This window comes from Pseudomonas sp. App30 (assembly GCF_047947025.1).
Lineage (GTDB): Bacteria > Pseudomonadota > Gammaproteobacteria > Pseudomonadales > Pseudomonadaceae > Aquipseudomonas.
In genome coordinates this window covers 3,567,586-3,581,683 of sequence record NZ_CP133165.1, presented here as the reverse complement: position 1 = coordinate 3,581,683, position 14,098 = coordinate 3,567,586, and the positions used below count along the sequence as shown (strand labels likewise).

The 14,098-nt window shown below is 65.3% G+C and carries 14 protein-coding genes; 1 reads left to right on the top strand and 13 read right to left on the bottom strand.

The features are described from left to right. Positions 1–9: 9 nt before the first annotated feature. The 9 genes from RAM80_RS16705 to RAM80_RS16665 are packed head-to-tail and all read right to left on the bottom strand — an operon-like array spanning position 10 to position 8,167. Positions 10–1,692, bottom strand: a complete 1,683-nt coding sequence (locus RAM80_RS16705) for a thiamine pyrophosphate-binding protein (protein WP_416421598.1) — start codon at positions 1,690–1,692, stop codon at positions 10–12. Next, positions 1,685–2,482, bottom strand: coding sequence for an SDR family oxidoreductase (locus tag RAM80_RS16700; protein WP_416421597.1), 798 nt, complete (start codon positions 2,480–2,482; stop codon positions 1,685–1,687). Before RAM80_RS16700 ends, RAM80_RS16705 begins: the two co-directional genes overlap by 8 nt. A gap of 1 nt (position 2,483) precedes the next feature. Beyond that, positions 2,484–3,308 carry an IclR family transcriptional regulator gene (locus RAM80_RS16695; protein WP_416421596.1) on the bottom strand — a complete coding sequence of 275 codons (825 nt, stop codon included), beginning with the start codon at positions 3,306–3,308 and terminating at the stop codon, positions 2,484–2,486. Then, positions 3,305–4,180 (bottom strand): alpha/beta fold hydrolase, encoded by an 876-nt coding sequence (locus RAM80_RS16690; protein ID WP_416421595.1) that lies wholly within the window; start codon positions 4,178–4,180, stop codon positions 3,305–3,307. The genes RAM80_RS16695 and RAM80_RS16690 overlap by 4 nt, the downstream gene beginning before the upstream one ends. A gap of 4 nt (positions 4,181–4,184) precedes the next feature. Then, the gene (locus tag RAM80_RS16685) at positions 4,185–4,724 is read right to left on the bottom strand and encodes a cupin domain-containing protein (protein ID WP_416421594.1); all 540 of its coding nucleotides are present in this window, start codon (positions 4,722–4,724) and stop codon (positions 4,185–4,187) included. A 13-nt stretch (positions 4,725–4,737) separates the two neighbouring features. After that, positions 4,738–5,502, bottom strand: coding sequence for an SDR family oxidoreductase (locus tag RAM80_RS16680; RefSeq protein ID WP_416421593.1), 765 nt, complete (start codon positions 5,500–5,502; stop codon positions 4,738–4,740). Continuing rightward, positions 5,502–6,278 carry an ABC transporter permease gene (locus tag RAM80_RS16675; protein ID WP_416421592.1) on the bottom strand — a complete coding sequence of 259 codons (777 nt, stop codon included), beginning with the start codon at positions 6,276–6,278 and terminating at the stop codon, positions 5,502–5,504. Before RAM80_RS16675 ends, RAM80_RS16680 begins: the two co-directional genes overlap by 1 nt. A 27-nt stretch (positions 6,279–6,305) precedes the next feature. Beyond that, positions 6,306–7,292: an ABC transporter substrate-binding protein gene (locus RAM80_RS16670; protein ID WP_416421591.1), complete on the bottom strand. Its 987-nt coding sequence runs from the start codon at positions 7,290–7,292 to the stop codon at positions 6,306–6,308. Positions 7,293–7,330: 38 nt separating this feature from the next. Further along, on the bottom strand, positions 7,331–8,167 hold the full coding sequence (locus RAM80_RS16665; protein WP_416427503.1) for an ABC transporter ATP-binding protein: 837 nt from the start codon (positions 8,165–8,167) through the stop codon (positions 7,331–7,333). Between the two features lie 437 nt (positions 8,168–8,604). On the opposite strand from RAM80_RS16665, the gene RAM80_RS16660 reads away from it, so the two are divergent. Further along, positions 8,605–9,159, top strand: coding sequence for a hypothetical protein (locus RAM80_RS16660; protein WP_416421590.1), 555 nt, complete (start codon positions 8,605–8,607; stop codon positions 9,157–9,159). A 344-nt stretch (positions 9,160–9,503) separates the two neighbouring features. On the opposite strand, the gene tagQ is transcribed toward RAM80_RS16660, so the two are convergent. The 4 genes from tagQ to RAM80_RS16640 all read right to left on the bottom strand — a co-directional run bounded on the left by tagQ (position 9,504) and on the right by RAM80_RS16640 (position 14,096). Continuing rightward, on the bottom strand, positions 9,504–10,430 hold the full coding sequence (gene tagQ / locus RAM80_RS16655; RefSeq protein WP_416421589.1) for a type VI secretion system-associated lipoprotein TagQ: 927 nt from the start codon (positions 10,428–10,430) through the stop codon (positions 9,504–9,506). An 87-nt stretch (positions 10,431–10,517) separates the two neighbouring features. Further along, positions 10,518–12,191, bottom strand: a complete 1,674-nt coding sequence (locus RAM80_RS16650) for a formylglycine-generating enzyme family protein (RefSeq protein ID WP_416427502.1) — start codon at positions 12,189–12,191, stop codon at positions 10,518–10,520. A 22-nt stretch (positions 12,192–12,213) separates the two neighbouring features. After that, positions 12,214–13,395, bottom strand: coding sequence for an FtsX-like permease family protein (locus tag RAM80_RS16645; RefSeq protein ID WP_416421588.1), 1,182 nt, complete (start codon positions 13,393–13,395; stop codon positions 12,214–12,216). Then, entirely contained in the window at positions 13,395–14,096 is a 702-nt protein-coding gene (locus tag RAM80_RS16640) for an ABC transporter ATP-binding protein (RefSeq protein WP_416427501.1), read from the bottom strand. The genes RAM80_RS16645 and RAM80_RS16640 overlap by 1 nt, the downstream gene beginning before the upstream one ends. Between the last annotated feature and the right edge of the window lie 2 nt (positions 14,097–14,098).

Sequence of the window (14,098 nt, the reverse complement as noted above, 5' to 3'; positions counted from 1 at the left end):
GCGCGGTCCTCAGGCAGTGGCCTTCTGAGCCTTGGTTTCGCTGTTGGGCGGGCCGGCGAACTGGGTGGCAAAACCACCGACGGCAAGCATGTCCACTTCCAGCAGGAAGGGCCCCGGCTCCGCCAGCGCACCTTCGATCACACCGCCGAAGTTTTTCAGGTCGCTGACCAGCGCGTGGCGCAGGCCCATGGATTCGGCCAACTGCGCGTAGTCCGGTGTGTGCAGTTCCACGTAGGCGTGGCGGGCGCCGTAGATGGCGTCCTGGATGTTGCGGATCACGCCGTAGCGCTGGTCGTTCATCAGCAGGATCACCACATTGGCTTTTTCCTGCACCAGGGTCGCCAGCTCACCCAGGTTGAGAATGAAGCCGCCGTCGCCGGCCAGGGCGAACACCTTGCGCTCCGGTGCGGTTTCGGCAGCCGCCACCGCTGCGCCAATGCCCATGGCCAGGGCCTGGCCGATACCGCCGCCCAAAGCGTGCACGCCGGCGCGCGGGTGGAACAGGTTGATCAGGCGGTTGCCCCAGATGCTGTTGGACAGGGTCACGTCGCGCACCCAGGAGAAGTTGCGGCCGGTGACGGCTTGCAACTGCTCCACGAGGGCGGTGTAGGGGCCCAGGTCGCTGTTGAGCTGGGCGCGGGAGTTGCTGCGCACCGCAGATAGTTCCACGTGGAACATTGGGTCTAAATTCAGGCGACCTTCCAGTCGGTTGGCCAAACCGTCCAATGCCAGCGCCGTATCACCGCACACGAACTGGTCGCTGCTGTAGCTGCGGCCTTCGATGGCCGGGTTAGCGTCGATACGCAGGGTGGTCTGCGGCAGCTTCAGTGCGTACTTGAATGTCTCGTTGGAGCGCAGGCGCGAACCGGCCACCAGCAACACGTCGCACGATTGCATGAACTGTTCCACGGCGCGGTTTTGCGAGAACGCACCCAGGCAACGCTCGTCGTCCTCGTTCACTACGCCGCGGCCTTGGGTAGAGGTGATGACACCCACGCCCATGGCCATCAGACGCTTCACCTGCTTGCCCGCATGGCGCGCGCCACCACCGAGCCACAGCATCGGGCGCTTGGCCCCGGCCATGCGTTCGGCCAGTGCGTCTAGCGCTTCAGGTGCCGGCACCGCGACCGGGATTGGCAGCGGCGCCAGGTCAGTCGGCATGGTGATGAAGGTGGACTGGATGTCGATCGGGATCTCGACGCTGACCGGGCCGGTGGGCGCGGTGAGGGCGGTCTGCACCGCCAGCTTCAGGGTGCTGAGCGCGGTCTCCACGCTGCGCACGCGGAAGGCGGCTTTGGACACGGCCTTGAGCATGGTCAGCTGGTCGCGGGCCTCGTGGATGTAGGCGAATTCCTGGTCCAGGTACTGGGTCTCGATCTGCCCGGTGATGTGCAGCAGCGGCGTGCCGGCGGTCTGCGCTTCCACCATGGCGCCGGCGGCGTTACCCGCCGCGGTGCCGGTGGAGGTCAGGCACACGCCCAGGCCGCCGGTGGTGCGGGCGTAGGCGTCGGCCATGTTGGTGGCGCCGGCTTCGCCGCGGGCCATGACGAAGCGGATGTTGCCGCGCACGGCGAAGGCATCGAGGATCGGCATGTTGTGGATCGAGATGACCCCGAACGCGGCCTTCACGTCGCACTGTTCGAGGAACGCAGTAATGGCAGCACCTACGGTGACTTGGTTGTCGTTACGCATGGCGGGACAGGCCTCCAGAAACGTCGATATGGCTGCCTGTGGTGTAAGCCGACAAGGGCGAAGCCAGGAACAGGATCGCGCGGGCTGCCTCTACGGGCAGGCCCAGGCGGCCCAGGGGAATGTGTTTGCGTTGCGCCAGTTGCGCGGTCCATTGCGACCAGTCCAGGTGGCGCTCTTCACGGGCTTCGAAGCGGCGGCGCCACTGGCCCGACTCCACCAGGCCGATGAGGATGCCGTTGACCCGGATGCTCTTCTCGGCGAACTCGGCGGCCATGGAACGCACCAGGTTTTTCAGCCCGGCGCGGGCGGCGGAGGTGGCGACCATGTGCGGCTCGGGCTGGCTGGCCAGCAGCGAATTCACGCAGACGATGGCCGCACCTGGGCAGCGTTCAAGCTGGGGCATGAAGGCGCGCACCGGGTTGATCACCGAGAAGAACTTAAGGTTCAGCTCTTCGGTCCAGGCCGCGTCGGTGGTGTCGGCGAAGGTCGACACCCGCCCTTGGCCGGCGTTGTTGATCAGCATCTGCGCCGGGCCGAAGGCGGCTTCACTGGCGGCGGCAAACGCCTGCACGCTGGCGGCGTCGAGCACGTCGCACACCTGGGCCAGCAACTGAGCATGAGGAAAGCGTGCGCGCAGGTCGGCTTCGGCGCTGCGCAGGCGATCTTCGTTGCGGCCACAGAAAGCCACCTTGGCGCCGGCTTCCAGCAGCAGTTCGACGCAGGCCAGGCCGATGCCGGAAGAGCCACCGGTGACGATCGCGGTGCTGCCTTGAATCTGATAAAGGCTCATCTCAATCCCTCATCAGCGCAGTGACGCGGCTGCCATGGCCGGGGGTGTAGTTGAGCAGGCGCGACAGTTCGTCGGCGCTGCGGCGCACCTGGGCCAGGGTTTCCTCGAAGTTGACGTGGCCGATCTGCGTGGTCGGAATGGTCACGCCCAGCGCTGCCACCACGCAGCCACTGTGGTCACGCACGGGCGCGGCAACGGTGGAGATCGCCGATTCGAAGAAGCCCTCACCGCTGACGTAGCCACGCTGGCGGTCGGCCTGCACCAGGTTGAACAGGTCCAGCACGGTCTTGGGCGTGCACAGCGAATGCTGCTCCAGGTGTTCTTCGGGGTATAGCTCGCGCAGCTCGGCCAGGCTCAGGTCTTCCAGCAGGATGCGCCCCAGCACGGTGGCGTGGGCGGGCAGGCGGGTGCCGACATTGACCGCGCTGGAGAACACCGACGGCGGCGAGACCTTGGCCACGTAGACGATGGAGCGGCCGTCGCGCACCACCAGGTTGCTGGGGTAGTTGAGCTTGTCGCACAGGCGCGCCAGCAGCGGCTGGCCCAGCTCGGTCAGTTCCAGCGACGCCAGGTATTCAAAGCCCAGGCGCAGCACCGACATGCCCAGGCGGTATTCGTTGCCGCTGCGGTTGACGAAGCCCATGGTTTCCAACGTGGTGAGCAGGCGGAAAATGGTCGAGCGCGGCAGCTCCAGGCGGCGCGCCAATTCCGGCGCCGTGAGGGTGCGGTTCTGCCGGCTGAATTCGCACAGCAGCAACAGGCCGCGCTCCAGGCCCGGGACAATGTATTTGTCCTGGGCGTCCTTGTTCAGATCTGAGTCGTTCATTGGGCACTACCTGTCAAAGATTCCTTGAGGGCGAAGGCCAGGCGGCCTGCCACCACGGCGGGTTGTTCTATGGGGCTGGCGTGGCCGGCGTCGGCGATCAGGTTGAAGCTGGCGCCCAGGGCCTTGGCCAGGGTCAGGCAGCCTTCGGGGGCAGTGATCGCGTCGGCCTCGCCGCAGTGCACTTCGCAGGGCACTGGCAGCGGGGCGTGGCGCAGCAGGTCGTCGCCGCACAGCAGCTCGATGGCCTGGCGATAACCGTGTTGGTTCAGGCGTGACATGTTCCAGCACACCCAGGCCAGCGCCTTGGCGGTGGGGCGTGGCGAGAGCATGGCGCTGCTGCGTTGGGCAGCCATCTGCGCGATGCCCAGGGTTTCCAGGGTGCTGATGCGTTTGCTGCGGATCTGCTGGCGCTGGATTTCGCGGGCAGGGTCGCCGTAGCCGCGCGCCGGGCTCAGCAGCACCAGGCGGCTGACGCGCGTGGGGTGCAGGCGGGCAAACGCGGCGGCGGTGATGGCCCCCAGCGAATGGCCCACCAGCACGCAGCGTTCGATGTTCAGTGCAGCCAGGGTGTGCAGCAGGCGCTCGGCATAGGCTTCGGCGCGCGGCGCGGCAGGCGTCAGCGGCGTGGACTCGCCATAACCAGGGGCGTCCCAGGCGATAACCCGGGCGCCCTGGCCCAGTTGCAGCGCCACTTCCAGCCAGGAGCCAGCGCCCGAGCCGATGCCGTGCAGCAGCACCACGGCCGGGCCGTTGCCGGTTTCGCGCACAGCCTGTTGGCCGCCGGGTACGTTCAGCAGTCGCTGGGGGAAACGGCTGGCCAGCAGGCCTTGCAGCTCAGCGCTGGGGTCGAGGTTTTCAGTGGCGTGCAACATGGCGTCAACCGCGCTTGATCGAGGCCAGAGGGTGCTCTGGCGGATAGGTCGGGGTGATGGGCTTCTTGGCGCCGAGCATCACGCACATCAGTGCGTCCTCATCGCCGATGTTGATCTCTTCGCGGTACACGCCCGGCGGCACCGAGATCACGTCGCGGTCGGTAAGGATCGTTTCGTAGCGCTCGCCGTCCTTCTCGATCACCACCTTGAGCTTGCCGCGCAGCACGAAGAACACCTCTTCAACGTCGGTGTGCAGGTGCGACGGGCCTTCGTGGCCGGCAGGAATCACCATGGTGGAGAAGGTGAAGTTCTCCGAGGGAATGGTGTTCATGTCGGTGCTCACCCCGGTGCCGCCGGTGCCGATGTAGCGCATTTGCGCGCGGCGGTACTTGGGGTCGTAGTCGGCCTGGAATTTCAGCGCGTTCCAGTCGTACTTTCGCGTCTCGTAACGGGCAATGCGGGTTTGCATCCAGGCTTCCAGGCTGGCGCCTTCAGGACGTTCCCAGCTTTTCGGGGCTTGTTGTTGTGCGGCTAGATCAGTCACGGCTGTCTCCTTCTCAGGGCATGACGAACCCGCCGTTGACCGGCAGGGTTTGTCCAGTAATGAAACGGGCAAGGTCGGAAAGGGCGAAGATCACCGCGCCGCTGACGTCCTCGGGCAACTGCGCGCGCTGGATGGCGCGCTGCTCGGTGTACAGGCGGTGGCGTGCCTCGGGCACGTAGGCGGTGGCTTCCACCAACACCAGCCCGGGGGCGATGGCGTTGACGGTGATGTTGTCCTTGCCCAGCTCGCGGGCCAGGCTGCGGGTCATGGCAATGACGGCGCCCTTGCTGGCAACGTAGGCCAGCAGGTTGGTGGCGCCCCACAGCGGGGTGTCGGAGGCCAGGTTGATCACCGCGCCGTGGCCGCTCTGGCGCAAGGCCGGCAGGCAGGCCCGGGTCATCAGCCAGGTGCCGCGCACGTTGACCTTCATCACCGTGTCCCAGGTGTCGATGTCCAGCTCTTCGCAGGTCTTGCCGCCGGAGTTGGTCACCGACGCGTTGTTCACCAGGCCGTCCAGGCCACCCAGTTGTTGGGTGGCGGCGGCCACGCAGGTGTTGATGGACGCCGGGTCTGCCAGGTCCACCACCAGGCCGGTGACGTCCAGGTCCATGGCCTGCAGCTCGGCGGCCGCCTGCTGCACGCGGTCGGCAAGAATGTCGGCGATCACCACCCGCGCACCGGCGCGGGCAATGGCTTCGGCAAAGGCCAGGCCCAGGCCGCGGGCGCCACCGGTGACCAGCACGCGGCGGCCTTCAAGCAGTCGAATGGAAGGTTTCATTATTTGGTACTCAGCATGGCTTTGGGCAGGTAATGCAGCACGCGCTTCTCGGCCCATACCACCGCGCCGTAGGCCAGCACGCCGATCAGGGTGAGCATGACAATGGCGACGAACACGCCACTGGTGTTGCCCTGGCCTTCAGCGTCCACCAGCAGGAAGCCCAGGCCCTGGTTGCCGCCCACCAACTCGCCGACGGTGACGCCGATGACGGCCAACGTGGAGGCAATGCGCAGGCCGGAGAACAGCGCGGCCATGGCCGAGGGGAACTCCACCAGGCGGAAGATCTGCCAGCGGCTGGCGTTCATGGTGCGCACCAGGTTGATCATGTCCGGGTCCACGGTGCGGATCGCCGACAGCACGTTGATCATCACCGGGAAGAACACGATCAGGATGGCGATCAGGATCTTGGGGTAGATGGTGTAGCCCAGCCACATCACGAACAGCGGCGCGAAGGCCACCTTCGGCGCAATCTGCAACGCCAGGATGTACGGCGACAGCATCGCCTCGGCCGACGGCGACAGGCCCAGGGACACGCCGATCATCACGCCCAGCAGCGCGCCCAGGCCGAAGCCGACGATGATCTCGAACGCGGTGATCAGGGTGTGCTTGAGCAGGCTGCTGCTGCCCCACATGGCCAGGCTTTCCTGGGCCACGCGGCTCAGCCGGGGCAGCACGAACTCGGGCATGCCCAGCAGCCCGGGGCCGAACTGCCAGGCCAGCAAAAACACAATCAGCAGGGCGAAGCTGCCCAGCACGGAGGAATTCAGACTTCTCATCAAAGGCTACCTGTGTTTATCCCGCGGCTACTTGGCGGCCGTCGTGGTATCGATGAACTGGTTGGTGTAGAGGTCTTCGAGCTTGGGCTCCTTGGCGACGATGCCTTCGCTCACGTAGAACTGGCGCACCTTGTCCAGGCGGGCCGGGTCGACCTGGCCGAGCACGGCCTGGTGGGCGTAGACGTTGTCGACGTACAGCTTGAAGGTGCGCTCCAGCGCCGCTTCCTTGCCGGCGTAGGCGGGCACCGCCTTGGCGAAGGTGACGGCGGCCGCGTGCGGGTCCTGAATGATGTCGCGCATGCCCTCGAGGGTGGCCTGCACCACGCCGCGCACCACGTCGGGGTGGTTCTTGATGGCGTCGTCAGAGGCGAGGATGGCCTGGGCCATGCTCTCGAACACCTGGTCCTGGGGGATCATCTTCACCTTCACCCCGGCGTCCTCGGCGTCCACCACCCAGTCGGCGACACCGGCCATGGCGTCGGCCTTCTTCGCCGAGAACAGCTGCCACACGCCCGCTGGGCCGGCCGCCTGCACGTCGACGTCGTCCTTGCCCAGCCCGGCCTTGCGCAGCGAGGCGAGCAGGGCGTAGTAGGTGGTGTCGGAGTAGGACATCACCGTCAGCGTCTTGCCCTTGAGGTCGGTGATCGAGTTGACGTTGGCGTCGGCGTTGGTGGCGATCATGGTCACGCCGCCCGCGCCCAGCACCGCCACCGCACGCACCGGAATGCCGTTGGCGCGCACCACGATCGGCGTATCGCCAATGGCGCCGCCCACCAGCGCGTTGCCTGCGCCGATCTGCTTGGCCACGTCGACCCCGCCCTTGGCGGCGATGAAGGTGACGTTCAGATCCTTGCTGCTGTAGTAGCCCTTTTCCTTGGCAATCACCCAGGGGGCGAAGGCTGGCAAGGTCGGTGGCGCCGGCAGCAGGTAGGTAACGTCCGTCTGCGCCTGGGCCAGGGCCGCAAGGCCCAGGCCGGCGGCGAGGATCGTGGTGGTGAACAGGGACTTGAACATGCGTGCTCCTGAATCGGGTGATGGCCGTGAGGCGTTGATCAATGCAGTTCGGTGTCTTCGCCGACCTTCAGCAGCTCCATCAGCCGCCCGGCCAGCGGGCCGATCTCCGGCAGCTTGCGGCGCTCCAGCGGGTTGTTGCGGAAGGGCAGGTCCACCACGATTTCCTCGACGATGGTGCCGGGGCGGGCGCTCATCACCAGCAGGCGGTCGGACATGGCGATGGCCTCCACCAGGTCGTGGGTGATGAACAGCGCGGTCTTCTTCTCCTGGTAGAGCATCTGCGCCAGGTCCTGCTGCAGGATCATCTTGGTCTGCGCATCCAGGGCCGAGAACGGCTCATCGAGGAACAGCACCTGCGGGTCGATGGCCAGGGTGCGGGCCAGCGCCGCGCGCTGGCGCATCCCACCCGACAGCTGGAAGGGGTAGTGGTCGGCGAAGCCTTGCAGGTGGCAGCGGTTGAGCAGATCTTCGGCGATGACCTTGCGCTGCTCCTTGGCCATGCCCTGGATCTCCAGGCCCAGCTCCACGTTGCGGCGGATGCTGCGCCAAGGCATCAGCAGGTCCTTCTGCAGCATGAACGCCACCTTGCGCACTGGCCCGGTCACGGCTTCGCCACCCACGAAGACTTCGCCTTCGCTGGGGCGGTACAGGCCCGAGCCCATATTGAGGATGGTGCTCTTGCCGCAGCCGGAAGGCCCGATGATCGACACCACCTCGCCACGGCGAATCTTGAAATTCACCTGGCGGATAGCGAACGGCGCTTCAGCCTTCCCCTTGGCCGGGAAGCACTTGCCGACCTGGCGAAACTCGATCTCGGTCGGCTCCAGGTCTTCCTTGGGAGCTTGCTGATTCCATTGCGGGGTAACGGCATACATCTCTTTCACAGCCATTGGGGAAGCTCTCTGGTCTGTTTTATAGGTGATACGACGTTTAGTGCATGAACAATGCCAGCAAAATTTCCCCGCTAGTTTTTTGAAAAACCCGTTATTTATTAGATGGTTAAATGCGTGTGGTTAATTTGTGAGCGTTCCACAGGTAAAACACGGTTTTCTATATGGCACGGATCTGCACACTGGCTGTGCGCGCGGTGTGTAACTGCGAGAAAAGAGTGCTTTTTCCGGTAACGTCGGCGATAGCGGCGTTTTGATGGCTTGTTTCACTAATGAAATGCTGTGGCTATGGCCGGCTCGGATCGACAATTTTTGACTTGAAAATCTTCGATCAAGCTTACGTACTGGCCCTTAGAATCTTGTCGGGGCAGGCCGCAGTGGCCTGCTCATGACCGCCAAGGACGGCTTGATAAGGACAGGTAGTGCACGCATTCCAAGACCATCCCGCGCCTTTTACCCATGGAGGCGCGACCTATGATTTTGCTCATCTGGCCTCAACGGTCCTGAAATTGAATCTGGCCGACTGCCAACACATCGTTGCGGAGTGTCGTTTCAAGAGCCACTGCTACACGCGGAAACCTGGGCATGCTGAGTCGCTGGCTGGTCTCGTACCTATCCATGATGAAAGAGGCGAGTTAAGGGTCCTATGCCCCGTCCGGTACCATCTGAGTTTTTTGCTGGTGGGATGGATTTCCAAGTGGCGGGCGCAACCATGCGTTTTCGGTAAAAATTTCCGCCATGGGGTGGAGAACTGGATCGTTGTGGAGTGGCGTGAGCACCAAAGGATCAAGGTCGCTTTCAGCGTCGATAAACATGAATTGCTCGTGCCCGGAATCATGATGTGGATCAAGACCGTGCATCCCTATGACCGAAGTCGTCCCCCTGTAGCAGGAAGGGTCAACAGCATCCCTTTTCAGGTGCTGGTCAAGACGGTGGCCTACACAGGGCAGTTGCCGCGCGTGAAAACCAGAAAATGAGGCATACAAAAAAGCCACTCCGAGGAGTGGCTTTTCGCAGAAGAAAGTTTCGGGTGCTCTTTAAACCAGTGGTGTCTGGAGCCCCCCGTAGGGGTCGGCCAATAGAATTCCTTGCATGACTGAGCAGCAAGTCCCCGGGCACATCTATCTGCACGCAATCCTACGGGTGGACGAAAAATAGTCAAGCCGAATCGCAATAGCGCCTCGCCGAAGGAGTAACTGACAGTTTCAACGGTCAAGCGCACGTTCCACGTGGAACACTCCGGTCTAAATCCCAAATCCCAGGCAAAGAAAAGCCCCCAGCCGCTGAAGCAGCTGGGGGCCTAGGTCTAGCCTGCGTCAGCTCAAGCCTTGCAGCTGTCCGGTGCCCAGTCGCCCATGTCCGGGCTGCTGCACACCTTGGCCATCAGGCTCTGGCCGTTGGCGGCCACTTGCTTGCCTTCAGCCTGTTTGGCCTGGGCGTTCTGCAGGCTCTTCTCGGTGCTCACGGCCTGGGTAGGCACGTTGCTTGGAGCGGGCTTCTTCACTTTGACCTTGGTCTTGGCCTTGGTCGGCACTACCGAGGTGCTGTCGGCGGTGGCCACGGTGACCACGTCCTGGCGCTGCACGCCTACCTGTTGCAGGTCTTTCTCATAGGCCTGGGAGTAGGAGTCGACGTCCTGGGTGGCCTTGCCGTTGGCGGCCACGATCAACTGGTTGCTTTCACGCAGGCCCGAGACGATCTCGGCCAGGCGACGACGGCCTTCGGTGTCGCTGATGGTCTTGGCCTTGCGAGCCGAAATCAGGCGATCGAACTCGGCCTGGTAGCAGGTCTGCGAAGCCTTGGCGTAGGCGATGTTGCGGTCCAGGGACTGGGTGCTGCTGTCGACGTCGGTGGCGTAGGAGCCGATGCGCTGCTTGTCGTCGGTGATCTGCTGTTGCTTCTGGGTGTAGTAACCCACTGCGCCGCCGGCCAGTGCACCGCCGGCCACGCCGATGGCGGCGTTGCGGCCCATCTTCTCCTTGTCGCCAGCCAGGGCGCCGGTCACGCCGCCCAGCAGGCCGCCCACCACCGCGCCGGTTGCTACCGACTTGGTCATGTCCGAGTTGGTGCTGCGCAGGTGTTCTACCGGCTCGTAGCAGGTGGGGTAGTACTCGACCTTGGTGGTCTGCGCCACCTTGGAGGTTGGCGCGCTGGCGCAGCCGCCCAGTACCAGGGTGAAGCTGGTGGCGATCAGCAGTGCACTGCGGCGGGCGCTGGCGGCAGTAAAGGTGTTGAGGGTCGAACGCATGATAAGTGTCTCTTCCTTTGGTTTAGCTGTTGCGGCGGGCTGCCACCATGGCTGCCCACCCTTTGTTCGCTCGCTCGTGGGCCCGGCTTACTTCTTGCCAGCCTGGGCGAGCAGTTCCTTCAAAATCACCTCGGGGTCAGCCCGCTGTTGCTTGCGGTACTGGCCCACGTGGGTGACGAACAATGTGGCGCGTGCTACCAGGCTCTTGCCCAGTACCGGCTTGCGCCCCAGTTCTTCCTTGACTCGTTGAAACTGCGCCTGGATCACCGCGTCGGTGTAACGGGTGCCCGTGGCCAGGTTGTCGATGTAGATCGCCACGGCGCCATCCAGCGCGCTGCGGCCGTTGTCGATGGCCGAGCCGAGCAGGTCGGCGCTGGCCTGGTCCTTCATGGCCAACGCCTTTTCACGCGTGGTGCGCAGGTTGGTCAGGCGGATGTTGTAGTTATTGATGGTCTCGGCCACCAGGGCCGAGGACTGGATCAGGTTGCCGGCGGCTTCCTCGCGCTGCTTGGCGATCAGCGAGACGTTGCGCTTGAGCTCTTCGTTGACCAGCCCCAGCTCAGCCTGCAGGCGAGGGTCGACGCTGGCGGCGATGATGCTGTCCAGACGCTTGGTCGGGTCCTGGGCGTCGTCGATGGCGTCGGTCAGCGAAGCCAGCCGGCCTTCTTTTTGCCACTGGGCAAACAGCTCGCTGTAGCGCGAACGCGGCGCGGCGAGGGCGCCCAAGGCCACGCGGAAACCGGTGGTCTCGTTGCGCTGCTCGGTGCCGTCGGCGGCGAACAGCGGGTACTCGCGGCGCATGCCGGTGAACAAGGTCATCTCGCCTTCGAGGTAGTTGCCACCCTTGACCACGAAGCCGCCGTAGGTGCCCTGGCGGCGTCCGGCGCTGACCAGCTGGAAGGACTCCTGGACCATTTCGGCGGCGTTGCCGATCACATCGAACAGGCCGATGGGGTTGGGCAACTTGGTGCCAATCGGCATCAGCCGCGCGCCTTGCCCGGTGCCGCCAGCGACCTGGCTGAACACGGCATAGTCAGAAAGCGGGCCATCTTCATCGCTGCCTTCGGCGTGGCGGGGGAACAGCCGCCCCTCCAGTTCCTGGCGGCTGACCGCCTGGCCGCCACGGGCGGCATACTCCCATTCCACCTCGGTAGGCAGGCGCACGAAGCCCAGGCCGCCGTCTTCGGCGCTGGTACCGCGACCGCTCACAGGCAGCAACTCGCGGTGGTATTTCATCAGCCAGGCGCTGTACACCGCGGCAAAACGTTCCGCTTCGAAGTGCGACAGGCTGACCTTGGGCAGGCGCCCGGTCATGGCAGCATCGGCCTCGCAGGCTGGGGGCGCCTCGCCGCTGGCCAGTGATTGCGCCTGTGCCATTACCTGGGCGTACTGGCGGGCAGTGACCTCGTACTTGCCGATGAAATACAGCATCGGCTTCAGCGGGTTGCCGGGGCCTTTCCTGGGCAGTAGCGGGGTGAGGGTCTTGCGCCAGTCCGCCGCCAGGTCATTGAGGGTGAACTGGCCGTTGATGTAGTCGCGGCGGTAGCCGGAAATGAACGACTGTTTGTAGCCGGCCTCGCCCTCGCTGAACGGGTAGCCGAGGTTGATCTCGCGGTCGTCCAGCGGCCCGTTGGCCAGCACGTAGACATAACGGAACACCATTTCGCCGTCGCAGGGCAGCGGCAGGCTGACGTCATCGGGCAGCGGCTTGGGGTTGTCGAACTTGTTGTCGTCGGCCATGGCTAGCGAACTGGCCGCCATCAGCGCCGCGAAGGCCCAGTGTCTAAACATCGCGAATTCCTTGTGCGGCCTGCAGGCGGGTCACGCGCCAGCCGCCGGCGGTGGCCGCGAGCAGGCTGACCAGCACAATCGCCAGCAGGGCGACGGCCAGGTGGGCTGGCAGCAAGTGGCTGGCCAGTTGATCGAAAAGGTGGTTGAGCAGGCTGGCGCCCAGGCCGTAGAGCAGCGCGGCGAGCAGGGCGGCCAGCAAGGCGCTGTACAGCGCCTGCGCCAAGACGAAACCGAGCAACGCGCCGGTGCGCAGCCCCAGCAAACGAAGGACCGACAATGCCCGGCGCTTGCGCTCCACCGCTGCCAGGGTGCCGGCGGCGATGGCGGCAAAAGCGCCGGCGCAGGCGAGCCCGGCAATCAGCCAGAACACCGTGGAGAGCCGCTGGCTCAGTGCCTGGACCTGCTCGATGGCGCTGGCTTGTGTTGCCACGACCAACCCTTGGCGGGCGAAGAACTGGCGTAGCGGTTCGACGGCAGCCAGGTCCCGGGCGTACAGGCGGAACGCCGGGTAAACCCTGGCGTTGCCCGCCGCACTGCCGGGCCAGCCGAGGGCGGGCGCGGCGCGGCCATCGCGGTAATCCTCGGCGGCTTCCAGCAAGGCCAGGGGAGCAAAAATGGCGTCACGCTGGAAAGCGCTGATGGGCAGCACAGCTTTCACCAGCAGGGTCAGGCGGCGGACCTGCACCTGGCCTGCGTCCTGGCGGGTGATCAAGGCATCGACCGCTTGCCCGGCATGGACGCCGAGTTTTTGCGCGGTGGTCTGGCTCAGCAGGACATCGGTCAGGCCTGCGGGCGCCGCGATGCTGCCCAGCAACGGATCGCCCGCGCCGGTAGGGATCATCTCCACCGGCAGTGTCTTGCCCTGGGGATCAAGCAGGTCGGCGGTGGCGGCGATCTGCCGGGTGCGCGGCAAAGCGAACGCCACGTCGGGGCGCGCAGCCAGCGCAGCGATGTCCGCCGCGCTGAAGCGGCCACCGGCCAGCGGGATAATTTCGCGCGTGGCCGGGTCTTGTTGCAGGCGCTCGGTGAGCCTGCCGATCAGGCCGAACTTGAGGCCGAACAACAACAGCAAGGGGGCGATCACGGCCACCAGCGCCAGCACCGCGCACAGCGACAGCCGCCACTCGTCGCGGAAGTCCTGCCAGGCCAGCGTCATGATCAGGGCGGCGCGCATCAGCCGTGCTCCAGGCGTGCGGTCACGCCGCCGTCGCTGTCGCGCACCAGCGCCAGGCGCAACATGGGCAGGCCGCAGCGTTCGGCCAATTGTTCGTCGTGGGTGGCAATCAGGCGCGTGGCGCCTTGTGCACTGGCCTGGGCCAACAGCAGTTGCATCACCCGCTCGGCATTGAGCGGGTCGAGTGCCGCCGTCGGCTCATCGGCCAGCAGCAAGCGAGGGCCATGGGCCAGGGCGCGGGCGCAGCTGACCCGCTGGCGCTGGCCCACGGACAATTGCGCCGGCTTCTTGCCCAACTGCTCGGCAATGCCCAGCTGCTCGGCCAGGCGCTCGACGCTGCCGTCCTCGGGCAGCCCCAGCAGTGCCCGCGGCAGGCTGATGTTGCCGCGCACGCTGGTGAAGCCCAGCAGGCCGCCGGTCTGCAGCACATAGCCCAGGTGGCGGCTGCGCAGGTCTGCCAGGCGGTCCTGCTGGTTGGCGCGCCAGAGGCCGCGCACGTCCTGCCCGCAGAATTGGAAGCGCGCAGCGTGCTCCGGGGCCGCCACCAGGGCCAGCAGGTCGAGCAGGGTGCTCTTGCCGCACCCGCTGGGGCCCACCAGGGCGAACTGCTCACCCGCAGCCAGCTGCAGCCGCTCGATTTCCAGGCTGTAGCGCTGGGCGCCCTGGCCGCGCGTGGTACGCACCTCGTGCAGGTCGAGCATCA